The sequence below is a fragment of the Marinobacter mangrovi genome (assembly GCF_016798325.1).
In the GTDB taxonomy this organism is placed as follows: Bacteria; Pseudomonadota; Gammaproteobacteria; order Pseudomonadales; family Oleiphilaceae; genus Marinobacter_A; species Marinobacter_A mangrovi.
This window is the reverse complement of record NZ_JAERVO010000002.1, coordinates 727,613-748,736: the sequence shown is the minus strand read 5'-3', so window position 1 is coordinate 748,736 and position 21,124 is coordinate 727,613. Positions and strand designations below refer to the sequence as shown.

24 protein-coding genes are annotated in these 21,124 nt (G+C 60.9%); 12 read left to right on the top strand and 12 right to left on the bottom strand.

Annotated features, from left to right (window positions below):
• Window positions 1-903: a LysR substrate-binding domain-containing protein gene (locus JL474_RS09490; protein WP_203141852.1), complete on the bottom strand. Its 903-nt coding sequence runs from the start codon at window positions 901-903 to the stop codon at window positions 1-3.
• A 138-nt stretch (window positions 904-1,041) separates the two neighbouring features.
• Here JL474_RS09490 and JL474_RS09485 point away from each other — a divergent pair, with 138 nt between their 5' ends.
• Genes JL474_RS09485 through JL474_RS09475 form a run of 3 tightly spaced genes read left to right on the top strand, consistent with a single transcriptional unit; the run spans window position 1,042 to window position 4,284 of the window.
• Complete coding sequence (locus tag JL474_RS09485; protein ID WP_203141851.1) at window positions 1,042-1,479, top strand: carboxymuconolactone decarboxylase family protein; 438 nt, start codon at window positions 1,042-1,044, stop codon at window positions 1,477-1,479.
• Window positions 1,480-1,523: 44 nt separating this feature from the next.
• Complete coding sequence (locus JL474_RS09480; protein ID WP_203141850.1) at window positions 1,524-3,116, top strand: MFS transporter; 1,593 nt, start codon at window positions 1,524-1,526, stop codon at window positions 3,114-3,116.
• A 34-nt stretch (window positions 3,117-3,150) separates the two neighbouring features.
• Window positions 3,151-4,284, top strand: coding sequence for an HlyD family secretion protein (locus JL474_RS09475; protein ID WP_203141849.1), 1,134 nt, complete (start codon window positions 3,151-3,153; stop codon window positions 4,282-4,284).
• Window positions 4,285-4,321: 37 nt separating this feature from the next.
• Here JL474_RS09475 and JL474_RS09470 read toward each other — a convergent pair whose 3' ends face one another.
• Window positions 4,322-5,347: a nickel/cobalt transporter gene (locus JL474_RS09470; protein ID WP_203141848.1), complete on the bottom strand. Its 1,026-nt coding sequence runs from the start codon at window positions 5,345-5,347 to the stop codon at window positions 4,322-4,324.
• Entirely contained in the window at window positions 5,332-5,940 is a 609-nt protein-coding gene (locus JL474_RS09465; protein WP_203141847.1) for a DUF1007 family protein, read from the bottom strand. Before JL474_RS09465 ends, JL474_RS09470 begins: the two co-directional genes overlap by 16 nt.
• A 294-nt stretch (window positions 5,941-6,234) precedes the next feature.
• Here JL474_RS09465 and JL474_RS09460 point away from each other — a divergent pair, with 294 nt between their 5' ends.
• The 3 genes from JL474_RS09460 to JL474_RS09450 all read left to right on the top strand — a co-directional run bounded on the left by JL474_RS09460 (window position 6,235) and on the right by JL474_RS09450 (window position 7,676).
• Window positions 6,235-6,639, top strand: coding sequence for a DUF1090 domain-containing protein (locus JL474_RS09460; RefSeq protein WP_203141846.1), 405 nt, complete (start codon window positions 6,235-6,237; stop codon window positions 6,637-6,639).
• A 95-nt stretch (window positions 6,640-6,734) separates the two neighbouring features.
• Window positions 6,735-6,926 (top strand): hypothetical protein, encoded by a 192-nt coding sequence (locus JL474_RS09455; protein WP_203141845.1) that lies wholly within the window; start codon window positions 6,735-6,737, stop codon window positions 6,924-6,926.
• A gap of 48 nt (window positions 6,927-6,974) precedes the next feature.
• The gene (locus JL474_RS09450) at window positions 6,975-7,676 is read left to right on the top strand and encodes an SOS response-associated peptidase family protein (RefSeq protein WP_203141844.1); all 702 of its coding nucleotides are present in this window, start codon (window positions 6,975-6,977) and stop codon (window positions 7,674-7,676) included.
• A 15-nt stretch (window positions 7,677-7,691) separates the two neighbouring features.
• Here JL474_RS09450 and JL474_RS09445 read toward each other — a convergent pair whose 3' ends face one another.
• The 3 genes from JL474_RS09445 to JL474_RS09435 all read right to left on the bottom strand — a co-directional run bounded on the left by JL474_RS09445 (window position 7,692) and on the right by JL474_RS09435 (window position 9,269).
• A complete protein-coding gene (locus tag JL474_RS09445; protein WP_236012122.1) occupies window positions 7,692-8,192 on the bottom strand; it encodes an SCO family protein in 501 nt (166 codons plus the stop codon).
• A 129-nt stretch (window positions 8,193-8,321) separates the two neighbouring features.
• Window positions 8,322-8,765 (bottom strand): copper chaperone PCu(A)C, encoded by a 444-nt coding sequence (locus JL474_RS09440; protein ID WP_203141842.1) that lies wholly within the window; start codon window positions 8,763-8,765, stop codon window positions 8,322-8,324.
• Window positions 8,766-8,921: 156 nt separating this feature from the next.
• The gene (locus JL474_RS09435; protein WP_203141841.1) at window positions 8,922-9,269 is read right to left on the bottom strand and encodes a hypothetical protein; all 348 of its coding nucleotides are present in this window, start codon (window positions 9,267-9,269) and stop codon (window positions 8,922-8,924) included.
• A gap of 170 nt (window positions 9,270-9,439) precedes the next feature.
• On the opposite strand from JL474_RS09435, the gene JL474_RS09430 reads away from it, so the two are divergent.
• The 3 genes from JL474_RS09430 (at window position 9,440) to JL474_RS09420 (ending at window position 13,491) form a co-directional block, all read left to right on the top strand.
• Window positions 9,440-9,982, top strand: coding sequence for a Chromate resistance protein ChrB (locus JL474_RS09430; RefSeq protein ID WP_203141840.1), 543 nt, complete (start codon window positions 9,440-9,442; stop codon window positions 9,980-9,982).
• On the top strand, window positions 9,982-11,202 hold the full coding sequence (locus JL474_RS09425) for an MFS transporter (protein WP_236012121.1): 1,221 nt from the start codon (window positions 9,982-9,984) through the stop codon (window positions 11,200-11,202). The genes JL474_RS09430 and JL474_RS09425 overlap by 1 nt, the downstream gene beginning before the upstream one ends.
• 174 nt (window positions 11,203-11,376) lie before the next feature.
• A complete protein-coding gene (locus JL474_RS09420) occupies window positions 11,377-13,491 on the top strand; it encodes a bifunctional DedA family/phosphatase PAP2 family protein (protein ID WP_203141839.1) in 2,115 nt (704 codons plus the stop codon).
• 77 nt (window positions 13,492-13,568) lie between these two features.
• On the opposite strand, the gene JL474_RS09415 is transcribed toward JL474_RS09420, so the two are convergent.
• Window positions 13,569-13,844 carry a hypothetical protein gene (locus tag JL474_RS09415; RefSeq protein ID WP_203141838.1) on the bottom strand — a complete coding sequence of 92 codons (276 nt, stop codon included), beginning with the start codon at window positions 13,842-13,844 and terminating at the stop codon, window positions 13,569-13,571.
• A 242-nt stretch (window positions 13,845-14,086) separates the two neighbouring features.
• Between JL474_RS09415 and JL474_RS09410 the strand changes: the two genes are divergently transcribed.
• Window positions 14,087-14,698 carry a LysE family translocator gene (locus JL474_RS09410; RefSeq protein ID WP_236012176.1) on the top strand — a complete coding sequence of 204 codons (612 nt, stop codon included), beginning with the start codon at window positions 14,087-14,089 and terminating at the stop codon, window positions 14,696-14,698.
• Between the two features lie 28 nt (window positions 14,699-14,726).
• On the opposite strand, the gene JL474_RS09405 is transcribed toward JL474_RS09410, so the two are convergent.
• The 3 genes from JL474_RS09405 to JL474_RS09395 are packed head-to-tail and all read right to left on the bottom strand — an operon-like array spanning window position 14,727 to window position 16,071.
• Window positions 14,727-15,338, bottom strand: a complete 612-nt coding sequence (locus JL474_RS09405) for a DUF4865 family protein (protein WP_203141836.1) — start codon at window positions 15,336-15,338, stop codon at window positions 14,727-14,729.
• On the bottom strand, window positions 15,335-15,739 hold the full coding sequence (locus tag JL474_RS09400; protein ID WP_203141835.1) for a tautomerase family protein: 405 nt from the start codon (window positions 15,737-15,739) through the stop codon (window positions 15,335-15,337). Before JL474_RS09400 ends, JL474_RS09405 begins: the two co-directional genes overlap by 4 nt.
• A 5-nt stretch (window positions 15,740-15,744) precedes the next feature.
• Window positions 15,745-16,071 carry a carboxymuconolactone decarboxylase family protein gene (locus tag JL474_RS09395; RefSeq protein WP_203141834.1) on the bottom strand — a complete coding sequence of 109 codons (327 nt, stop codon included), beginning with the start codon at window positions 16,069-16,071 and terminating at the stop codon, window positions 15,745-15,747.
• Between the two features lie 106 nt (window positions 16,072-16,177).
• Between JL474_RS09395 and JL474_RS09390 the strand changes: the two genes are divergently transcribed.
• Window positions 16,178-17,101: a LysR substrate-binding domain-containing protein gene (locus JL474_RS09390; protein ID WP_203141833.1), complete on the top strand. Its 924-nt coding sequence runs from the start codon at window positions 16,178-16,180 to the stop codon at window positions 17,099-17,101.
• A 180-nt stretch (window positions 17,102-17,281) separates the two neighbouring features.
• On the opposite strand, the gene JL474_RS09385 is transcribed toward JL474_RS09390, so the two are convergent.
• Window positions 17,282-17,821: a hypothetical protein gene (locus JL474_RS09385; protein WP_203141832.1), complete on the bottom strand. Its 540-nt coding sequence runs from the start codon at window positions 17,819-17,821 to the stop codon at window positions 17,282-17,284.
• Window positions 17,822-18,086: 265 nt separating this feature from the next.
• Between JL474_RS09385 and JL474_RS09380 the strand changes: the two genes are divergently transcribed.
• A complete protein-coding gene (locus tag JL474_RS09380) occupies window positions 18,087-20,171 on the top strand; it encodes a dehydrogenase (protein ID WP_203141831.1) in 2,085 nt (694 codons plus the stop codon).
• 26 nt (window positions 20,172-20,197) lie between these two features.
• Here the strand turns inward: JL474_RS09380 and JL474_RS09375 are convergent, their stop codons facing one another.
• Window positions 20,198-21,076: a LysR family transcriptional regulator gene (locus tag JL474_RS09375; RefSeq protein ID WP_203141830.1), complete on the bottom strand. Its 879-nt coding sequence runs from the start codon at window positions 21,074-21,076 to the stop codon at window positions 20,198-20,200.
• Between the last annotated feature and the right edge of the window lie 48 nt (window positions 21,077-21,124).

Sequence of the window (21,124 nt, the reverse complement as noted above, 5' to 3'; positions counted from 1 at the left end):
TCAGGCGTCTAGCGCTTCCGGCAATGCTTCATACAGGTAATCGAGCAACGCCCGAACCGACGGCAAGAGGCCCCGCCGGGACACGAACACCACATGGATATCTTCCTCGGCGGTGCTCCATTGAGGCATCACCTGCTCCAAAGCGTCGTACTTAAGACCACGCAAGGCAATCCTTTCCGGTAGCAAGGCCAGCCCGACACCGCCAATGACCGCCTGATACTGGGTGTTCAGGTCCGTGCACAGCAGGCGCGGGCGCACGGTCAATCGGGCCCCCTCCCCCTGCTCATGGTGGAGAGACCACACTTGCTCGTCGCCGGCTGCCAGTCCACCAACCCAATCAAGCCGGTCGAGATCCTCGAGCGTTTGCGGACGCGGCCTGTCGCCCAGGTACGTCGGGCTGGCCACCATAATGAATCGGCCCGCCCCAACCTTCCTGGCCACCAGCCCCGGGTCATTGCGGGCCGTATCGCGGGCGCGCACTGCAATGTCAAAGCGCTCCTCAATCAGGTTCACGCTGCGGTCCGTTGCGTCCAGCTCCACCCGCACTTTGGGGTTTTCCACCATGAACTGTGCGATCAACTCTGCCACATAGAGATGCGCCATCACCACCGGACAGGTCACGCGCACCGTGCCCACCGGCTCGCGCCGCATCTGGTTGATGGACTCATGGGCGGCTTCCGCCTCCAGAAGCATCGCCGCACAGTGCTCGTAGAACACCTTCCCGGCATCGGTCAGCGACAGCCGGCGGGTAGTACGGTGAAGGAGTCGGACGCCCAGCGCGTCCTCCAACTGGGCCACCCGGCGGCTGAGCTTGGAGCGGTGAACATGCGTCACACGTTCGGCCGCCGTGAAGCCGCCGTTGTCCACAATCAGCGCGAAATACCTGAGATCGTTGAGGTCCACCGAATTGTCCTATTTTTGCAATAATCTGTTGGTCTTTTGCCGTCTTATCGATAATTAAAGGCCATTTTATGATTATTCCTGAACACACGGTACTGAAAACACTCCCCACGGGAGCCTACCCCAACCGAGGAATAAGACATGAGCTCACGCATCGATTTCTACAAAGCAAGCCCCGGCGCCATCAAGTCCCTGCTGGTGGTGGAAGAACACATTGCCAAATCCAGTCTGGAAAAACCCTTGACTGAGCTGGTGAGACTGCGCGCCTCGCAGATCAATGGCTGTGCCTTCTGCCTCAACATGCACGCCAGCGATGCACGCAAGGCAGGCGAAACAGAGCAACGTCTGGCGACGCTCAGCGCCTGGCGGGAAACCCCCTACTTCACCGAGCGCGAACGCGCCGCGCTGGAGTGGACCGAAGCGCTGACGCTGGTCGCAGAAACCCACGCCCCGGACAGCGCCTACGACACGGTCAGTGCCCAGTTCTCCGACACCGAACTGGCCGATCTCACGCTGCTGATCAGCATCATCAACACCTGGAACCGCTTCGCCATCGGCTTCCGCAAGCTGCCGGCCTAACCGCCCCAGCAACCGCCCGGTACCCCAACCAAGAGGCATCCACCATGAACGCCGTTTTGCCCCAAGGCGCTCCCGCCGCCGCACCGACGACTCCGACAGCAAACGCCACTCAGGGTCTGACAACACGAATGCTGGTCGGTCTGTTGGGCGTGCTGCTGGCATCGTTGCTCGCGGGGCTGAACGGCAGCGTGGTGTCCGCCGCCATGGCCGATGTACTGGGCGGTTTCTCACTGGGCCACGATGAGAGCCGGTGGCTCTCCGCAGCCTATCGCGCCAGCGAAGTCGCCGCCATGGCGTTCGCTCCGTGGTGCGCTGTCACCTTTTCACTGCGCCGCTTTACCCTGTTCGCAATCGGCGGTCTGATCCTGCTGGGTCTGCTCTGTCCGATTGCTCCCAATTACCCGGCGCTGGTCACCCTGCGAGCCGCCCAGGGGTGGATGGCCGGAAGCCTGCCGCCCATCCTGATGACCGTCGCCCTGCGTTTCCTGCCGCCGCAGTTCAGACTCTTCGGTCTTGCCGGTTATGCGCTGACCGCCACTTTCGGGCCCAATCTCAGTTTACCGCTGGCTGCCCTCTGGACCGAATCACTGGGCTGGCAGTGGCTGTTCATCCAGGTGTTGCCCGTCGGGCTCATCAGCCTGGCTGCCGTGGCCTGGGGGCTGCCGCAGGACCCCCTGCGCCTCGAACGTTTCCAGCAATTCAACTGGCTCGGCGTTGCCACCGGCCTCCCGGGCATTTGCGCCCTCGTTATTGGACTGCTGCAGGGAGACTGGCTGGGCTGGTTCCAATCGCCGCTGATCAGCGGCCTCCTGATCGGCGGCAGCCTTCTCCTGATCCTGTTCCTGATCAACGAGACCCAGCAGCCTGTCCCGTTCTTCGGCCTGGGCATCCTCAAACGCCGTAATTTTTCACACGCGCTGGCCACGCTGACCGGCACACTGATCGTCTTTTCCACCTCGATGGGGGTCACCGCCGGCTACCTGACATCGATCCAGGGATACCGCCCCCTGCAGAGTGCGCCGCTGGCCCTGCTGATCGCCGTACCGCAGTTGATCGTATTGCCCGCGCTCGCCGCGCTCTGTAATCGTCGCTGGATGGACTGCCGTTGGCTGATGGTGATCGGGCTCGGTTTTTGTGCGGTGTCACTGGCTGCCATGAGCCAGGTGACCAGCGACTGGTCCCGCACGTCGTTTTACGCCCCGCTGGCGCTGCAGACACTGGGCCAGCCGATGGTGGTGATTGCTCTGCTGATGTCCTCCACAAGTGTGGTGAACCCGGCCGAAGGTCCCCTGGCCTCAGCCTGGTTCAACACCATCCGGTCGTTTGCCGGCGTCGTCGGCACTGCCGTCACGACCGGCCTGATGAGGCTTCAGGGTGAAACCCACGCCAACCAACTGGCCGACCAGATCGGCGGCCATCCCCAGGCCCTGGGTTTCCAGCTGCAGCAACTGATGCACAACGGGGCATCGACGATGCCTGACGCGCTGTCCGCTCTGGGTCATCAGGTCGCCACCCAGGCCCATGTGCTCGCCGCCGCCGATCTCTACCAGCGAATGGCCTTGCTCTCACTAATGCTCCTGGTTGCTGTGCCGCTGGTCCCTCGCCGGGTCCTGCCGCCGATGACCACGGTGCGTTAAACGCCTTACTCAGAACCAGATGGAGACATTCACCATGACCACTCAAGCCCCACAAACACAACACACGTCAACCCAGCGGCGCCTCGTCAAAGGCTCGATTGCCTTGTTCGCTACCGTCACCGTGGCCGTTACCGCGACCTTCTGCCTGGGGGGATTCAGCTCTCCGGCGGACGACCCGTCAACCGACGACGCCTACGTCTCTGCCGACAGTACGCTGGTTTCGCCCCGAGTCGCTGGACACGTTAGCGAAGTGTTGGTCATTGACAACCAGCCTGTGCACGCCGGTCAGTTGCTGGCTACCATCGACGACAGGGATTTCCGCCTGGCGCTGACCTCTGCCCGGGCTCAGGCCGGCAAGGCAAAGGCTCAATACGACCAGGCAATCGCCAACCTGACACACCAGCAGACTCTGATCGCCGGTGCCCGGGCAAAACTCGCTGCCGCTAAGGCACAGGTGGTATTTGCCGGCCAGGAACTGAACCGCTATCTCAAGCTGGCAAAACGTGGCGCGGGTTCCCTGCAGCAGGCGCAAAAGGCGCGCACTCAATTGGCCACTGCGCATGCAAACCAGGACTTTGCTCAATCCTCGCTGGATGCCGCACTTCGGGAAGTGGATGTGCTCAATGCGCTGAAAGCGCGTGCAAAGAACGACCTGGGTATCGCGAAAGCCAATGTCGAGCAAGCCGCCCTGAAACTCTCCTATACCCGAATCAAGTCTCCAATCAACGGCTTTGTGGCACAACGTACGGTGCGTATGGGCGCCTTCGTGTCACCTGGGTCACCCTTGCTTGCGGTAGTTCCGCTGGCACAGGCTTACGTCAGTGGAAATTTCCGCGAAACCCAGTTGTCGAATCTCACTCTGGGCCAGGCCGTATCGATCACAGTGGATGCTTTACCCGGCTCAGAGTTTCACGGCCGAGTCGATAGCATCGCTCCTGCCACGGGCCTATCGTTGTCGCCGATCCGCCCATCTAACGCCACGGGTAACTTCACAAAAGTCGTCCAACGCGTAGCCGTCAAAATCAGACTTGATCCGGGCCAGGAACGACTCAATCAGTTACGCGTGGGGATGTCTGTGATCGCAACGGTTCATACATCGCAGTCGGCTAATCAGGTTGCGCAGGTAAACGAAGCCTCCACCTCGCTGACTGGCAACAGCGCTTACTGATAGGTCCTGGGCGCCCCTTGTGTCGATTCATCGAGATCTAAATCATCGGTATCGAGAGCGCCGCGACATGGAGTAGAAGAAACACCCCCATTGCCGCGATGAGAAGGCCGCCACACAGCGCCAACCCCTGCCCCAGCAGCGCCTGCCACTGCGGCGGAGTGCGCTTTGCCAACCGGCCTGCCTGGCGCCGGGCCAACACCGTAAAAGCCGCCAGCGCGGATGTGGTTAGCGCCGTACCGACGGACATTGCCAGCACCGCCGCCACGCCGATCCACCAGTGACCCAGCATGACGGCGACACCCAGGATCATGATCGCGCCGCTGCAGGGGCGCAGGCCGATGGAGAAGATGACGCCCAGGCTTTCCCGCCAGTCATGGCCGACCCGGCCTGGGTGGACGTGATGATCCCGACCGCAGTGGCAATCGGGGCCATGGTCAGAGACGTCGACCGTAACGGGATGGAACGCCGTCGGCGCGCCTGATCCGGACAACGTCGCCACAGGGGTTAACGGTTGTAAGGGTGAAGTCACCATCGGTTCGGCCGTCGACGGCTTCAGCAGCCGGCGTACTCGCAACAGCGCCCGCAGGCTGAGCCAGCCGCCCAGCAAGGCCACCAGCCCATAGCTGATCCGTTCCATAATGACCGTGTCGGCCATGGCGTGTCGCGTGAGCATCCCCAGCCCAATCACCAGAACCCCCACCAAGCCGATCGCCACGATGCCCTGCAGAAACGCGGCCGCGACCGTCAGACGAATTCCCCGCATCAGCTCCGCGCGGTGGACCAGGAGGTAGGTCGAGATCACAGCCTTGCCGTGGCCCGGTCCCACGGCATGGAAGACGCCATAGCCCAGACTCAGACCCACCAGTGTCAGCAGCGTACCGGCGTCGGTGTGCTGGGAGAACTGCATCATGTTCAGCGACAGCCCCCGCTGCAGGGAACGCTGCCATTCCAGCATCTGCCCCAGTAGCCACAGACCGGCGGCCTCGCCGCTGGGCGTCAACGCCACAAGCACCAGCACAAGAACGGGGAGCAATACAATCAGCAGGCTTAGTCGGCGGGACATTTCAGCTTTCCGGTATCGGCGAACAGTTTCCCCATGCCATCCGGCGCCTGGCCGGTGACATCAATCGCGGCCGCCTTGGCCACCAGTTTGGGATCGGGTTTGAAGTGGACGATGTGGGTCGTGCAGCCTTCCGGCGCACCGCTCATCGTCAACGGCTGGTCGATCTCGTTGTCGTAGAGGAATTCGATAAAATACGTCGGATCGTAGATCTTCCAGCTGAGGCGATCGCCCCCCGGCTTCTGGGGTGTGGCCAGTGGCAACACGAACATGAACTCAACGCGCTGGCCACTCAGGAGCGCGGTGTATTCCGTCACCTGGCCCAGTTCAAGTTCCTTCCCGTTCCGGTAGACATGGGAAAGATAGTGCTGCTTGCCAATGTTCTTCACGATCTGGCTGCCCAACGCGTCGAGCTGCTGTTGCTGCTGCCCGGCCCCGCCATCCTGCTTCATCTCCTCCATCAGCGTCAGGCTGTACATCGGGTCCAATTTCCAGCGTTGCTGGAGCGCTGAAACCCGCCCCTGGCTATCGAACAAGACGCGGACGGTGTAATCCACCCAACCATGAGGATGGGCGCTGGCCGTGGATGCCGTCACCAGCCACAGGAGCAATAACGGCAATGAGATGAAAGCAGGGTGACGCCTGCTAAAGCACAGAGGGATTCGCGACATGGATGCGTAACCGGGTTGGTTGACTGAACCGCCCGCCGGGCTCACGGACGACAGCCGAATTATGCAACATTATAACGTTCCGTTTCCATACACCAGACGCTCTCTATCCATTCCGGCCAGCGCCCCGATCAATGACGGTTGCTATTCGGGCCGACGCCCCACACCATGATCAGCGCAAACACATCCACACCCCATCGACTCACGAGCGAGGATGTTCCCATGAATAGAACCGTGATCACTCTGTCGGCATGCGTCCTGACGTTGGCTTATTTCGCTCCGGCCCAGGCCAACGACAACCCGCTTTGCGCCGCCAAGGAAGCCGATATCCAGCAACAGATGGACACCGCCCGCCAGCAGGGCAACAGCCACCGCGTGGACGATCTGCAGGAAGCACTGGATGGCTTGCGGTCAAACTGCACCGATGACAAGCTGCTGTCCGATGCCGAAGACAACCTGCAGGAAAGCATGGAGGAAGTGAAAGAGCGCCGCGAGGAACTGAACGAAGCGGTCCAGGATGGCGACATGGACAAGGTCGAGAAGCGTCGGAAAAAACTGGATGAGGCGACCGATGAGCTGGAAGCCCACACCCGCGAACTCAATGCCTTGCGGAAAGATCGTCACTGACCGGAAGCATCCGCCGGAGTGGGCGGATTGGCGAGCCCTCTCATTGCGCACTAATCTTTAATCAGGTGCGTTCGATCAACAAGGAGGGCGGACCGATGAGCTCACCCGCCAATGGCCATTACAAATCCCCTGAGCAGGCCAAAAACGTCTGGGAAGACCTGATCGCCTCGGGCATCCCGCGGGATAACATCTACATCGATGAAGATAACCAGGTGATTAAAGTGCTGATCCCGGAGACTGAGCGCCGGGAAATTCAGGAGATTTTTGATCGCCACAAGCTGTCCTGACTTTGCGTCAGCACCGAATTCGGTATCGAGGGTCAGAGGCGCATCCCCATGTGCGGCTACATCCGACGTGTGACCGACTGTCCGGAAATTCAGGATCTGCTGGAGGAAATCGGTCTCGGCGAGCTGGCTGACCGGCATCAGCCCACCGAGCAGGCCATCGAGCATTATTACCCGGCCTTCGGCGGCGATCCGGAGCGGAAAATCCGGGGCCTGATTGTCCCGGACGAAGGCAGTGCGACGCCCGTTGATGCCACCTGGTGGTATGACTGCACGCCCGCCGGCGACACGTTGCGCGTCGGAGAGCGCACGACCTTCAATGCACGGAACCTGGATTCACCCTACTGGCGGGGCGCCCTGCTCCATCGCCGGGCGCTGGTGGTGGCCACCGGGTTGGGTGAAACCAAAGAGATCGACGGCGTCAAACAGCACTTCCTGATCGAGGGCGAGTTACCGTTCCTGCTCGGCGCGCTCTATCAGCACTTCGACAACGGCTGCTACAGCTGCGCCGTGATGACCCGGGATATCCATCCTCGTTTCGCGCCCTATCACGAGAAGGCTTTTCCCTGCTTCATTCCGGCAGACAAGGCTTTCGTGGACGCCTGGCTCTATGACATCCACACCCTCCCCAAGCCCGTCGCCAGCTATCTGGAACATCCGAGGATTGTCGTGCCGCTGCAGGTCAGTCCGGTTAAAACCTTCCGCAGTGGGGAGACTGCGAAGGATCCGGTGTACTTGCCGCCGGATCCCTGAGGTGAGAGGCGGGTTTCACCCCTGGCCCTTTTCAATCAGGCGGGTGAGATCGCCTTTCAGCGCCACGTCCGGATCACTCTGTAGCAGCATGAAGGCCGGGTTGCCCTGGCTGTCGAAGGCCAGGACGGCGGACGTATGCGTGACGGTGTAGTTGCCGTCCTTGTCTGGCTCGTCGTAGCTATAGGCAATGCGGTAGCGGTTGGTCACGTCCTCAAGCTCGGATTTATCACCGACCATGCCGATAAATTCAGGACCGAAAGCCGACGTGTAGGTCGCCATGGATTGAGGCGTATCCCGGGCGGGATCCACCGACACGAAGAGCACCTGAAGCTTGTCCCGGAGATCCTGATCCAGTGATTTGGTCACCTTCGCCAGTCTCGCCAGCGTCGTCGGACAAACGTCCGGGCAATGGGTGTAACCAAAGAACAGGAGGGTGGCTTTACCCTCTGTCTCGTAGTCTTCTTCGGTGACCGTCTTACCGTTCTCGTTGACCAGTTTGAAGTCCAGAGGTGGCATGGTTTTGGAGATATCCGTCGTCCGCCAGTCCTCACCGGTGCAACCGGCCAAGAAAAACGCAATAAACAACGGAAGACACAAACGCTTGAGCATAACGGTTCCGATTAATCCGGTGAGCAGAAACGGGGCTTACATGTCCGCCGGCGAGACGACCTTGAAGTTCACCGGCACGTTCTTCTGACCTTCGACTTTCAACATCACAGTGACCTTGTCACCGTATTGCAGGAGCGCCGAGCGCTTCATGAACATCAGATGGTAGCCGGACGGTGCAAACTCGAAGTCCTCGCCCGGTGCCACATCGATCTCCGGCACGGCGTGCATCTCGGCCATGCCGTCCTTCTCCATGCTCATGTGCATCATCACCTTCTTGTACGCCCCGGTATGGGCGCCCACCAGCTTGATGGCCTCATCGGTGCCGTTGTGGAGCTTGAAGTAGCCCGCCGCAGGCACATCGCCCGGCAGCAGTCTCAGGCGCGCGTCAGTCACCTCAATTTTGCCGTCAGCAAACGCAAGCCCGCTGGAGAAAACGAACACAGAGATACCCAGTACCAGAGAGCTTAGGAGATTGCGCATGGAGAACTCCTCGAGTCGAAATTTCGGAAGGTGAGCGAAGGCGCCCTGACGGACTGAACCCTAGCGACTTCGGTGCCGAATGCAAAGACGGTGCGACATTTTGTCCGGACCGCGATTGGCGCCATCCAGTGAAAGGCCGGGGCGTGTCAGATCGTGTCAGATCGTGTCGCAGAGCGTAGCGAGTCCACAATTGGATTCAAACTTGCGGGACTGCACGTCCAGAATCACTTTCTTGTTGATCGCATCGTAGTAGAACGATGAGTAGCCCTTATCGCTGCCGGTTTCGCGATAAATACCACACACGCCGAAGCCGTTCTGGACCCGCTCCAGGTTGGCGAGTTCCACCGGCCCTTTGGCGTGAACCGCCTCGGCAACGGTGTGCTGGATGGCCTTATCTTCCTGATTCTCCGAATAGGCCTGGGAACCAAAAATGATGGCGCCCAAGCCCCCGAAGACCAACAGGGGGAGCAGGAAGATGAGAAGGAATGCGCGTCTGGATTTCATGGCACACAGTCTATTCCCGAGCTCCAGACGAGGCAATAAGGGTGAGTCATTATGACGCTGCCTCGCGATTCACAGGTATGCCCCGTGGGACGGACCCATCGTCCCACTGCTTTGCCCAGGTCATCCGGATACATTTCATATGAAACGACCGTTACATTAGAGTTGAATCCATGACGACACATCGCTGGTTAACGCTGATCTACAAAATCCCTCCCGAACCGTCTTCGAAGCGGGTCGCCTTGTGGCGCCGACTCAAGGGGCTGGGGGCGATCTACATCCAGAATGGCGTTTGCCTGTTGCCCAGGACCGACCGCCTGATCCGACAGGCGAAGCGGATCGAGAATGACATTATGGGCATGCAGGGCGAGATCGTGGTCCTGGAATCGCTCGGGCTGGACAAGGCCCAGGAGGAACGGGTGCTGGCCCGATTCAACGACGAGCGCAACGACCAATACCAGGAATTTATCGGCCAGTGCGAGGCCTACGAGGCCGAAATCGCCAAAGAGTTCGCGAAGAATAAATTCACCTACGCCGAACTCGAGGAAGAGGAAGCCGAACTGCAGAAGCTCCAGCGCTGGCTGGACAAGATACGCGCCCTCGACTTCTACGGCGCGCCGCTCGCCGAGGAGGCCGGCTCCTGGCTCTCACGATGCGAAGAACTGCTCGACGGCTACGCCCATCGCGTTTTCGAAGAACAGAACCCCATCAGCTGATGGCCAAGTCTCCGGCTCGCGATTCATCGACCGCCCCATCCTCCCGGATCCCGCGAAGCATCTGGGCGCTGGGTCTGGTCAGCCTGTTCATGGACGTCTCCTCCGAGATGATCCACGCCTTGTTGCCGGTCTACCTGGTGACGGCGCTCGGAGCCTCGGCGCTCACGGTGGGCATTCTCGAGGGCATCGCGGAAGCGACCGCCTCGGTGACCAAGGTGTTCTCCGGCGCGCTGAGTGACTGGCTGGGCCGGCGCAAACTGCTTGCGGTGGCCGGCTATGGTCTGGCGGCCCTGGTCAAACCGTTATTCCCGCTGGCGACATCCGTCACCTGGGTTTTCGCGGCCCGTTTCATCGATCGGATCGGCAAGGGTATCCGCGGTGCGCCCCGGGATGCCCTGATCGCCGATCTGGCTCCGCCCGACGCACGCGGTGCCAGCTTCGGGCTGCGGCAATCCCTGGATACGGTGGGCGCCTTCCTCGGGCCGTTGCTGGCCATTGGCCTGATGTGGCTCACCGCCGATCACTTCAAAACCGTCTTCTGGATCGCGGTGATTCCGGCCTGCCTTTCCGTCCTGGTCTTGCTGGCCCTGGTAAAGGAACCCCAGCGCGACACCCGGCGCCAGGAACCCCGCATGCCCTTGCGGCGGAGTGAGCTGCGCAAGCTGGGGTCGAACTACTGGTGGATCGTGATCATCGCCACGGTGTTCACGCTGGCGCGCTTCAGTGAAGCCTTCCTGGTGCTGAAAGCGCAGGACGCCGGTCTGGCGGTCATGTTCATTCCCCTGGTCCTGGTCATCATGAGCTTTACCTTTTCGCTGTCCGCCTATCCCGTGGGTCTTCTTGCGGACCGTACCGATCGACCCACGCTGCTGGCCGTCGGGCTCATCCTGCTGATCGTTGCCGACCTGGTTCTGGCCCACACCTCAACGGTTGTGGGCGTGGCCATCGGCGTCGCGCTCTGGGGCTTTCATATGGGGTTCACTCAGGGGCTGCTGGCCACACTCGTCTCCGACACCGCGCCGCCGGAATTGCGCGGGACGGCTTTCGGCTTGTTCAACCTGGTTGTCGGTCTCGCCCTACTCGCCGCCAGTACCGTGGCCGGGGCGCTGTGGGAAATCGCCGGCCCACAGAACACGTTCCTTGCCGGCGCCCTGTTCGCGACGGTTGCGCTCGCCCTCATGATCGGACAGCGCCGACGGCTGCGCGAGCGCGACTATTAGCCCCGCTCAAGCAACGGGCCAGCCAGGGAATCAGGTTCCGGGTTGTAGCGTTCCTGAACGCTTTTTCCGGGGTCTATATTGGTATCCACTACGTCACGGGCGTCAGGGGTGGGCGCTCGCCACGAGGCAAACCACATCGTGTAACGGCTCTGCCAACTTAGTGGAAAGAGGCACATGGAACATCTGACGCAGGCCATCCTGGGACTGGTTGAGAGCATCGGCGTCCTCGGCTACTGGGTGGCGTTTGTCGCCGCCCTGGCGGAAACCGTGCTGGTGGTTGGACTGATTATGCCCGGCTCCAGCTTCCTGCTGCTGATGGGCGTTCTGGCCGGCCAGGGCGCCCTTGATCTGGGGGACCTGCTGGTCTTCGCCATCGCCGGCGCTGTGCTGGGCGACAACATCAATTTCTGGCTGGGACGACACTACGGGCACCGCTGGCTGGGCCAGGGGCGCTGGTTTCTCAAGGCCGAGTATCTGTCGAAGGCTGAGGGCTTTTTTGAACACCACGGCGGCAAGAGCGTGTGTCTCGGGCGATTCGTGCCGTCGGTCAAGGAGCTGATGCCCTTTATCGCCGGTATGGCCCAGATGGAGCGCTGGCCCTTCTTTTTCTGGAACCTGCTGGGCGCCATTGGCTGGGCCCTCCAGTGGATCCTGCCCGGCTACATTTTCTCGCAGTCCATGGCCCTGGCACATGCCTGGCTGTCGCGAATCGGCCTGGCCCTCTTCCTGTTCGTCGCGCTGGTGGCGCTGCTCTACCTGCTGCGCTGGCTGGCCATTCGCTACGGCCGCAATGGGTTAAAGCGGGTCCGCTCGACGGCGCGATCGATCGGAGCTGCGATTCGAGACAATCCGGGTGTCTCCGCCTGGAGCCGGCGACACCCCCGCCTGATCGCCTTCCTGACACACCGTGTTGAAACCACCCGTATGCGGGGCCTGCCAACAACGCTGGCCAGCCTGTCCTTACTCTACGCGCTGTTGCTGTTTGGCGGACTGGTGGAGGATTTGCTGACCCAGGAAGCCGTGGTGACCGCCGACGCCAGGATCAACAACCTGATCGCCGGTTTCCGCAGCCCCCTTTTCAACCACCTGTTCTACGGCCTGAACACCCTGGCAAGTCCCTGGGTGGTGCTGGCCGGGCTGCTGGTGGGCGTCGCCCTGCTCTACCGAATGCGTCGCCTGAGATTCGTGGTACCGATGTTTATCGCCTCGGCGTTTGCCACCGGGTTCGTCCTCCTGAGTCAGCAGATGCTGCACCGCCCCGGACCGGAGCAGGGGCTGCTGCCCCCGAGCAATCACTCGTTCCCGAGCAGCCATGCCGCACTCAGCGTCGCCCTCTACGGTTTCCTGTGTTTCGTCTTCGCCCACTCGGCCTCCGCGTGGCGCACCCGGATCAACTGGTTTTTCAGCGCTGTGATTATCGCCCTGCTGATCGGATTCAGCCGCCTTTACCTGGGAGCAGAGCACCTCAGTGATGTGCTGGCCGGCTATCTGCTGGGCGGTTCCGGGCTGCTGCTGGGCATAGCCCTCACCTACAGTGGCTGGCGCGGGCCCCGGCTGTCTTCCGAGGGGTACCGTCACGCCCTCAAGCACGGAACACTGGTCCTGGTTCCGGTTGTCGTTTTGTGGCTGGCCGCCCTACTGGCGCCGAATCTCAACCCGCCACTCCTTACGGCATCGTCCGCTCCGGTTGAGCAGGTTCAAACCTACGACGGCCCGCAGCAGCTGTTCCCGAAGCAGGCCCCGGAGTATGCGTTGTCTGTGGCCGGTGAGCGAAAATCGCCCATCAATATGATGTTCATAACCTCGCCAAAGACACTGGAAAGCTGCCTGCGAGCAGCCGATTGGCACCCGGCTGACGATACCCGCTGGAAAACCGTGCTGGCCGCCTATCGGGACGTGATGATGCACCGCGGCAATCCAACGGCACCCCTGTCCCCGTGGTTCTGGCGGGACCGCACGCCTTGGCAGCAGTGGTCCCGGATCGACGGGCCGGACCAGGTCTTTGACCGGTCTTTCATCCGGATCTGGCAAACGCCCTACAAGACCGGTTCCGGAGAGGACGTTCTCGTCGCATCAACCGGGCACGAAAGCCTGCCCTCCGGACACCTCATACCAAGGCCGGACGCGAACTTTTCCGCTGCGAGCAAGCAATTGGTGGACAGCCTTCGCTCAGCCGGAGGGGTTGCCGGAGAGAACACGCTCAACCTGACGGCAGACCGTGTCCAGGCAAGTAACCGGCTCGTCTACGACGGTAAATTCAGCATCGTCCGCCTGAAAGAGTGCCACTGAGCACTGCATTTCCCCTCACAAATCAGCCCACTCCCGGGCCGTTACTGAAACGACCAACGGGAGTGGCTGACTGGGCCTCAAAACTGGTTCGAATCGAACAGGTAGCGTTTCTTCTGATGGGCCGTCCAGTTGTCATTCGGATACCGGGGTCGCTCAATCGCCCGTTGCGGCTGAACGCTGGTCCCTGCCGCCTTTTGACCCGGGCCGGCTGCCGTCGGCGCCATGTCCTGGTTGATGGTCTCGATCGGTCCGGCCGATCTGACACGATCCGTCTGGCCCTCCGCGAAGCCCAAAACGGGCATCAGGGCCAACAAGGTAGCGGGTAGAAGGGAATATCTGAGTCGCGTGGTCATGATGGCACCTCCATGGCAATTCCAGGGCTGTCCGTCGACACGCTCTCCACCGGGATGAGCGCCTGAAGTTAGACCACCAGTGCCCACGGCGATTGCCGGCGAAACCTTAAAGTTTGAGCACGTTTTGGTCTATAAATAGTGGCAACGGTTCGATGGCTTTGAGGCGCGCCTCCCACGCGAGGCCAAGCCTGCAGAGACAACGGCAAGTCCCGAATCCTGTCAGGGAGACAACGCTTTTGAACATGGAAACCTGGTCCCTGTTTGTGGGCACCGTCCTGCTCCTGATGAGCACACCGGGGCCGAGCCAGCTGCTGATTCTGTCCAACACCCTGTCATCGGGGTTTCCACGCTCAACGATGACGGCGGCCGGCGATCTCACTGCCAATTTAATCCAGATGATGGTGGCAACCGCCGGGCTGGCGTTTCTGATCAAGAACAACGCAGGGCTGATCATCACGATCAAATGGGTGGGCGTGGTGTACCTGTTCTATCTGGGAACCATGGCCCTGATCAGGCAGACGTCCTTGCAGATCAACCCCCATCGACCCAAGGAGGTTCGCAGCAAGTCGTCGCTGTACCTGCAGGGATTCATGGTCTCTGCGATTAACCCGAAGGCCGTGATCTTCTTTGCCGCCTTCTTTCCGCAGTTTATCGACAGTTCAGATCCGGTGATCCCCCAGTTTGTGGCGTTGAGCGCAACCTACCTGATACTCGACGGCCTATTCCTGCTGACCTACGCTCTGTTGGCGTCACGGCTCGCAGAGTGGCTGACCACGGATCATGTCCTGCTTCGCAAAGGTCCTGGCGCGCTGCTTATTGCCGTGGCCCTCGGGCTTGCGATGAAGACGGTCTAGTTCCGGGTCTGGCCGTAAGCTTCGTTGATCAGGGCTTGGGCACGGCGATCTCACTCGGCTCCGAAAGCAATGCACCAATCCCCGGTCGGGAGACATGCCCCACTCGATACTTGTGCTGCCCGGCGGCCAACTCCGGCCCCTCATCCGCCCACAGCCGAAATCGAACCACGGACCAGGCGGTTGGGTCGTAGGCGACTACAGCGGCAAAAGCGCCGGATTGCTGCATATCCGCTCGTGCGCAGTCCGTTTCCCTCTCTCGCAATGCCGTCAGGTCGGTGAACGGCTCAACTGCAATGGTTTCCCGAGTAGCCGTAATGGCACGGCCCAGATCCTCGGTTGCCAACGCCTGCCAAACCGACCAGGTGCTGACGACGGGCCACCCGAAAGCCCGGGTGAGTCCGGCAAAACCTTCGGAGCCCAGGAACGCATTCATGCCGTCGCAGTTTTGCCAGACATAGAACGGCGCATAGGCGTTCTCAGAGCTGGCGATAACGCCATCGGCCCGATCGGCGTAGAGATAGGCCTTGAACACCAGATTGGGGAACGCATCCAACAGGTGGCCTTTGCTGGCAATGCGATGACGGATGATGTCCATATCGTAGTCCGCCGGCAGCGTGAAACGGTACTGCATGGCGATCATGACGACACCTCCGGCGCAGTATCGATCATCGACATCCGCCCGCCACCGAACGACCAATCCTCGCTCTCTGTCGTGCTGATCACCACCATCACATCTTCGGGATCGATACCGGGCGCTTGCGCCAGTAACGCGACGACCCGTTGATAGAAGGTTTGTTTGGTCTGCCGGGTCCGGGGCTTGCCAGCGGTCATGTGAATCAGCACGAAATCGGCAGATCGGGGCCCGCCGAGATAGTGGCGGTTGTAGATCAGTTCTTCCGGGTCGTGCTGGTGAATGACCTGGAAACGGTCATCCCGCGGCACCCTGAACGTTTCTGCCAGCGCGCGATGCACACTGTCAGCCAGGGCGGCGAGATCGTCGGGCGAGCGCCCTTTGATCAAGGAGATGCGTACAAACGGCATGGCACCTACTCCTCTGACCGGTATGACAGTTTGCGAAGAGCGCCCACGGCCGAGGCCGCCACCGGCCAACCGCCATAGAACGCCAGGTGGGTAACCAGTTCAGCCAGTTCGCTGTGGCTCACCCCGTTCTCCAACGCCCGCTCCAGGTGGAAAGGCAACTGCTCGGACCGGTTGAGGACGATCAGTGCGGACACCGTTGCGATACTGCGTTCTCGCATGCCGAGAGCGTCACGGCACCAGACGTCAGCAAAGAGCAGATCATCAGTGATCTCCGCCAGCTTGGGGGCAACGTCGCCAAACGTCTGCCGGGCAATACCGGGTGAAAGGCTCATATCCCATCTCCATGTTAAGGCTTGACCCCACCTACGTTAGCGGCGCACATTAATACGGTAAATTGGAAAGTTTTTAACTGATCGTCCGCTTTTTCGGGATAATTCCATGCGCCGCGTTACTTTCGATCTGGATGTGCTGAGAACCTACGTGCTGGGCATTGAGCTGGGCAGTTTCGCCCGCGCCGCTGACCGGCTCGGGCGATCCACCTCAGCGGTAAGCTCGCAGCTCAAGAAACTGGAAGACCAGGCCGGCACGCCGTTGCTGCACAAGGCCGGTCGGGGCCTGGCCATGACGGAAGCCGGAGAGACCCTACTCGGCTACGCCCGCCGCATGCTGGAACTGAACGATGAAGCCGCTGCGGCCATCCGCGGCGCCGAACTGGAAGGTTGGGTGCGACTGGGTCTGCAAGAAGACTTCGGCGAGGGCTTGCTGCAGGAAGTGCTCGGGCAGTTCGCCCGCGCTCACCCGAAAGTTCGGGTCGAAGTGCGCATTGCCCGCAATGCGGAGTTGCTGGAGCGGGTGACCTCCGGCCGGCTAGACCTGGCACTGGCCTGGGCGGGCAACCAGGACACGCCGCATGCCGAAAGGCTGGGCGAGGTGCCCATGCGCTGGATCGGCGCGGCGGATCGGGATATCCCCTTTCCGACCGGTGAACCCTGGCCACTGGTCGCCCTGGAAGCTCCCTGCCTGTTACGAACCGCGGCTACCAACGCGTTGGACAGTGCGGGCATTCCCTGGCGGGTCGCCATCACCAGCCCGAGTCTGGCCGGCATCTGGGCGGGTGTCTCCGCGGGCCTGGGCGTTACCGTCCGCACGCCGATCGGCTTGCCGCCCGGGCTGCGGCTTATGAATGCAGACGAATTGGGAATGCCTCCACTCCCTCACCTGCCGCTGATGCTGCACCGGTCAGACGATGTGCTTGCCGGTGCCACGGCACGGCTTGCGGAGATTCTTCGTGCAGAGGTAATGACATTGATTACGGCCGATGCCGTGCCGCGAACCAAGGCTTCGCCATTGGCTTATTCCTGATAAGTTGAAAGCGAGTAAAAAAATCTTTGGCGGTTTTCCGCGGCTTACCAACCGGGTTGATCAAAATTAAAGCGCCACGTCCCCATTAATTGAAATGCATCAAATTGAAATCCTTTTCTCGAAGTCCCTTCGTCGTACTCCCGATCGTCTGAGATCTCCAGAAGCCGACTCGCTGAAGCCTTATCGCTTTCCTTTCAGCATTCTCTTCTGGGCGTACTTTTGCATCGCTCGCTGCTCCCGATATTCGCCCTGCTCGCGGGCGAGTCTGAGTATCGACGGCCGAACGCAGTACCAGGCACAAGCCAGTGACGGCAGCCCATAAAACAGTTTGAATATCAGGATCTGGGGGCTGGCCTGATCGGCCAATACGAAGGTCAGTGACGACAGCAATTGAAAGGCTCCCCAAAGTCCCATTAATACCGCACACAGAATTAACCCAACGCGGTAAAGCCTGAGGACGCCAATGATCAGCCCCAAACCCACCGCCAGATACGCAAGTCCCAGCAACGGCTCCAGTTCGGGCATTCGCTCTTGAACCACCGAAAGCAATAAGCGGAACAAAACATAAGTCCCACCCATCAGCCCGAAAAAGCACCAGAAGGCTACCAGGTAGATCCCCCAGGGTCGCTTAACCCCGGACTGTCCAGGTTCTGATTGTTTTGGTTCCACACCTTGTGTCACACCAGACTGCTGCGGGCCCATCGCGTTATCTCCATCCATCCCTGACATCATCTCGGCCTGATTCGTCGCCGGCTGGCATCGAAGCAGACCGCGTCAATAGTACCCATGCCGATTATCCCCTGTCCGGAATCACCTCTCAGCATCCCCAGGTTGTCCCACAAAGCGTCACGGACTTGATCCAGATTAACGTGTCACCTCCCGTTTGGTGGTTTCATGGCGCATAGGGGACGATGACTGGAGATGAACACTCCTGCCGGATACCAGCTCGTCTCTGTCAGCCCACTGCGATAGGCGGAGCACGATCGTGAAAACCGTCGCCAGTATCAGTCTCGGATCGTCCGACGAGGATTACACGGTCGAAGCCCACTTTCTCGGCGAAGCCGTCAAGGTGATTCGTCTTGGCGCCGACGGCGACCTGGAAAAAGCCGGCCAGCTGCTGGAAAACGTGCGGGCCCAGGCGGACGCCATCGGCCTGAGTATTCCAGACACCGCCCACAGCACACTTCCCGCCCGCAGAAATGCCCAATTCGCCTACCTGAAACAGAGGGCGCCGGAAGCCTGCATTGGCACCGGTGAAGACCTGCGCGGCCTGTTGCAGGAATGGGCGGTTCGGCACGTGCAGACCACTCTGGAGCACTTCTTCGATAACGCCCGGGTGCTCATCCTGGACGGCCGCAGCGGCTATCCGATCGCCCGCGCGCTCCGCGAACACACCGACAACCTGAGCTTCGCCAACCCCTGGCTGGATTTTGGTATCCCCCGGATGCTGACCTCGATCGAGCAGATGAACGCGTATTCGGAATTTGCCGGCGCACTGCTCGAGCGCCCGGCCACCCAGTGGGTTCGCCGCACCGTAGCACACAGCCCCCTGTGGCAACTGGGCAAACCGCTGGCCGACGGCGCCCTCCATCATGCGATCGCGGAGTCCCACGTCATCGTGGCCAGCCCGAATCACCTGCAATCGCTGGAAGACACGGACCTGGATGGCAAAACCATCATGACATCGCGGGTCACCGACAAGACGCTTGCCTGGATGAGAGCCCACAAGGTGGCGATGGTGGTGGACGACAGCCCGTGGCTGGAGGGGCGCCCAGTCGGTGTGAACGTCCTTGAAGCGCTGATCTGTGCGACGACCTCCCGAAGCCCGGAACAGTTGAGTGACGACGATTATCTCCAGGCCATCCGCGCCACGGGCATTGAGCCCCGGATCCTGTACCCGGACGGCTATCGCCGCGTGAACCGGTTTGCCTTTGTGATTCACCCGCTTTCCCAGCAATACCTCACCAAAACCCACCCACTGGACTGGATTGCCGAGGTCTCCCCCAAGCCGATCATGAACCTGGTGGAAAAAGCGGTCGCCTACACCCCACCCTTCGTCTATTCCAAAGTCTCCGGCATCCGCTCGCCCACCGGGGACGAAGCCGAGGGGTGGCTGATCACCGTCGGCGGCACGCCCCATGAGATCATGGCCCATCGCCCGGAGTTCACTTACGAACGTCTGTTGGCCGCGGCCCGGCTGGCCAAGAAACTGGGCGCGCAGATCATGGGGCTGGGGGCGTTCACCAAAGTCGTGGGCGATGCCGGCGTGACCGTGGCCCGGCGCGCGCCCTTACCCATCACCACCGGCAACAGCTACAGCGCCTCCGGTGCCCTCTGGGCGGCGCACGAAGCGGCTCGTCGCATCGGTCGGGTGCGTGTGGGTGACAGCGGCAAGCTCGCCGGCAATGCCATGGTCGTCGGCGCGACGGGCGCCATCGGATCCGTGTGCGCCCGGTTGCTGGCGAAAGCCGTCGAGAACATCTACCTCGCCTCACCCGAGCCGGCCAAACTCCTGGCCCTTAAAGAAAGCATCGAACAGGAAACCCCGGGCGCCCAGGTGCACCTGGCGGCCGACGCGGACAGGGATGCGGCGAATATGGACATGATCGTTACCGCCACCTCCGGCGCCGGCAAGCGCATCCTCGACATCATGAAGGTCAAGCCAGGGTGCGTGATCACGGACGTGGCGCGTCCCCTGGACATCCCCGCCGACGACGTCGCCAAACGCCCGGACGTGCTGGTGATCGAATCGGGCGAGATCGAACTGCCCGGCAATGTCCAGATGAAGGACATCGGATTGCCCACCGGCATCGTCTACGCCTGCCTGGCCGAGACCATCGTGCTGACGCTGGAGGGCCGCTTCGAGAACTACACCCTGGGCCGCCATATCGAGTGGGAGAAGGTGCAGGAGATCTACAAGCTGGGCCTGAAACACGGCATGAAACTGGCGGCCATTGCCGGTGTGAACGGCACGTTTACCGAAGAGGATTTCGAGCGGGTTCGACGGCTTTCGGAGCCGGGCCAGTCTTCGGAGAGTGGGACCGGAGCCACTAAAGGCGCACGTCACTAAACGGCTCGACCGTCAAAACGGGAGGACTATCGGTCGTTTGGACGAATCACCGACTTGATCCATCCAACAAATTTCAGGGCCGCCAGACCTTCATTTTCCGCCCCTTCATTCAGGTAAAATCCCAGTCCGGAATCAACAGGCAGGAATCCCGATTCAACCAGCAGGTTGTCACGTATCAGGGCGCTGCATAACGTTTCCGACGCGAAAACCAGCCCTCGCCCGGCAATGGCTTGCTGGACTCCGAACAGTTCCTGATCAAACCTGGACTCCCTGAGGGACTGGTCGCTCAGGGCGTTCTTCGCTTTGAACTCTGCGATCGGTAACGACGGTAAAGAAGCGTTCTTCCACTTGCTTGTGAAGACCGCTATGCCGCTTGACGGGTCCATCGCTGAATCGACGTAATCCGGGGCTCCATACAGATTGTATCGCTCCCGGGAAAGAACCTGTTGAGCGTCCACGCCAGTGACGTCGCCAAACCGGATGCTGAGTTCATTTATCCTTTCTCCTGACCGGATCTCGGCCACTTCACCCGAAACAATCTCAAGCTCGATTGCCCCCGCCTCTTCATAAAAAGCCTCCAAACGGGGAAGAAGCCATAATGACGCAAAGGAAGACGTCGTCCTGACGGTCAGGATGCTCCGATCCTGTTTTATCCCCGCAATGGCCTCCCCCAGATCGCGGATGGCCCTGTTGGCAACGCTGTATAGCTCCTGGCCCTCTGGCGTCAAACGGACACCGGACACCTCGCGATAGAAAAGATCCACCCCCAACCACTCCTCAAGATTACGGATCTGGTGGGAAACGGCCGTGGGGCTGACGTTCAGTTCCTCCGCCGCTTTCTTGAAACTTTGCCATCTTGCGGAGGCTTCAAAAAACCGGACGGCTTTCAGGGGAGGCAGCTTCATAGGCGGTGATTTTTTCTCACGTCGGGTTTCGGAATCCTGGTTTGTCCG

Bases quoted from the DNA above. Each gene is read 5' to 3' on its own strand.
- JL474_RS09485 (WP_203141851.1), top strand. From the start codon at position 1,042: ATGAGCTCACGCATCGATTTCTACAAAGCAAGCCCCGGCGCCATCAAG.
- JL474_RS09480 (WP_203141850.1), top strand. From the start codon at position 1,524: ATGAACGCCGTTTTGCCCCAAGGCGCTCCCGCCGCCGCACCGACGACT.
- JL474_RS09475 (WP_203141849.1), top strand. From the start codon at position 3,151: ATGACCACTCAAGCCCCACAAACACAACACACGTCAACCCAGCGGCGC.
- JL474_RS09470 (WP_203141848.1), bottom strand. From the start codon at position 5,347: ATGTCCCGCCGACTAAGCCTGCTGATTGTATTGCTCCCCGTTCTTGTG.
- JL474_RS09460 (WP_203141846.1), top strand. From the start codon at position 6,235: ATGAATAGAACCGTGATCACTCTGTCGGCATGCGTCCTGACGTTGGCT.
- JL474_RS09455 (WP_203141845.1), top strand. From the start codon at position 6,735: ATGAGCTCACCCGCCAATGGCCATTACAAATCCCCTGAGCAGGCCAAA.
- JL474_RS09450 (WP_203141844.1), top strand. From the start codon at position 6,975: ATGTGCGGCTACATCCGACGTGTGACCGACTGTCCGGAAATTCAGGAT.
- JL474_RS09445 (WP_236012122.1), bottom strand. From the start codon at position 8,192: ATGCCACCTCTGGACTTCAAACTGGTCAACGAGAACGGTAAGACGGTC.
- JL474_RS09440 (WP_203141842.1), bottom strand. From the start codon at position 8,765: ATGCGCAATCTCCTAAGCTCTCTGGTACTGGGTATCTCTGTGTTCGTT.
- JL474_RS09435 (WP_203141841.1), bottom strand. From the start codon at position 9,269: ATGAAATCCAGACGCGCATTCCTTCTCATCTTCCTGCTCCCCCTGTTG.
- JL474_RS09430 (WP_203141840.1), top strand. From the start codon at position 9,440: ATGACGACACATCGCTGGTTAACGCTGATCTACAAAATCCCTCCCGAA.
- JL474_RS09425 (WP_236012121.1), top strand. From the start codon at position 9,982: ATGGCCAAGTCTCCGGCTCGCGATTCATCGACCGCCCCATCCTCCCGG.
- JL474_RS09420 (WP_203141839.1), top strand. From the start codon at position 11,377: ATGGAACATCTGACGCAGGCCATCCTGGGACTGGTTGAGAGCATCGGC.
- JL474_RS09415 (WP_203141838.1), bottom strand. From the start codon at position 13,844: ATGACCACGCGACTCAGATATTCCCTTCTACCCGCTACCTTGTTGGCC.
- JL474_RS09410 (WP_236012176.1), top strand. From the start codon at position 14,087: ATGGAAACCTGGTCCCTGTTTGTGGGCACCGTCCTGCTCCTGATGAGC.
- JL474_RS09405 (WP_203141836.1), bottom strand. From the start codon at position 15,338: ATGATCGCCATGCAGTACCGTTTCACGCTGCCGGCGGACTACGATATG.
- JL474_RS09400 (WP_203141835.1), bottom strand. From the start codon at position 15,739: ATGCCGTTTGTACGCATCTCCTTGATCAAAGGGCGCTCGCCCGACGAT.
- JL474_RS09395 (WP_203141834.1), bottom strand. From the start codon at position 16,071: ATGAGCCTTTCACCCGGTATTGCCCGGCAGACGTTTGGCGACGTTGCC.
- JL474_RS09390 (WP_203141833.1), top strand. From the start codon at position 16,178: ATGCGCCGCGTTACTTTCGATCTGGATGTGCTGAGAACCTACGTGCTG.
- JL474_RS09385 (WP_203141832.1), bottom strand. From the start codon at position 17,821: ATGGATGGAGATAACGCGATGGGCCCGCAGCAGTCTGGTGTGACACAA.
- JL474_RS09375 (WP_203141830.1), bottom strand. From the start codon at position 21,076: ATGAAGCTGCCTCCCCTGAAAGCCGTCCGGTTTTTTGAAGCCTCCGCA.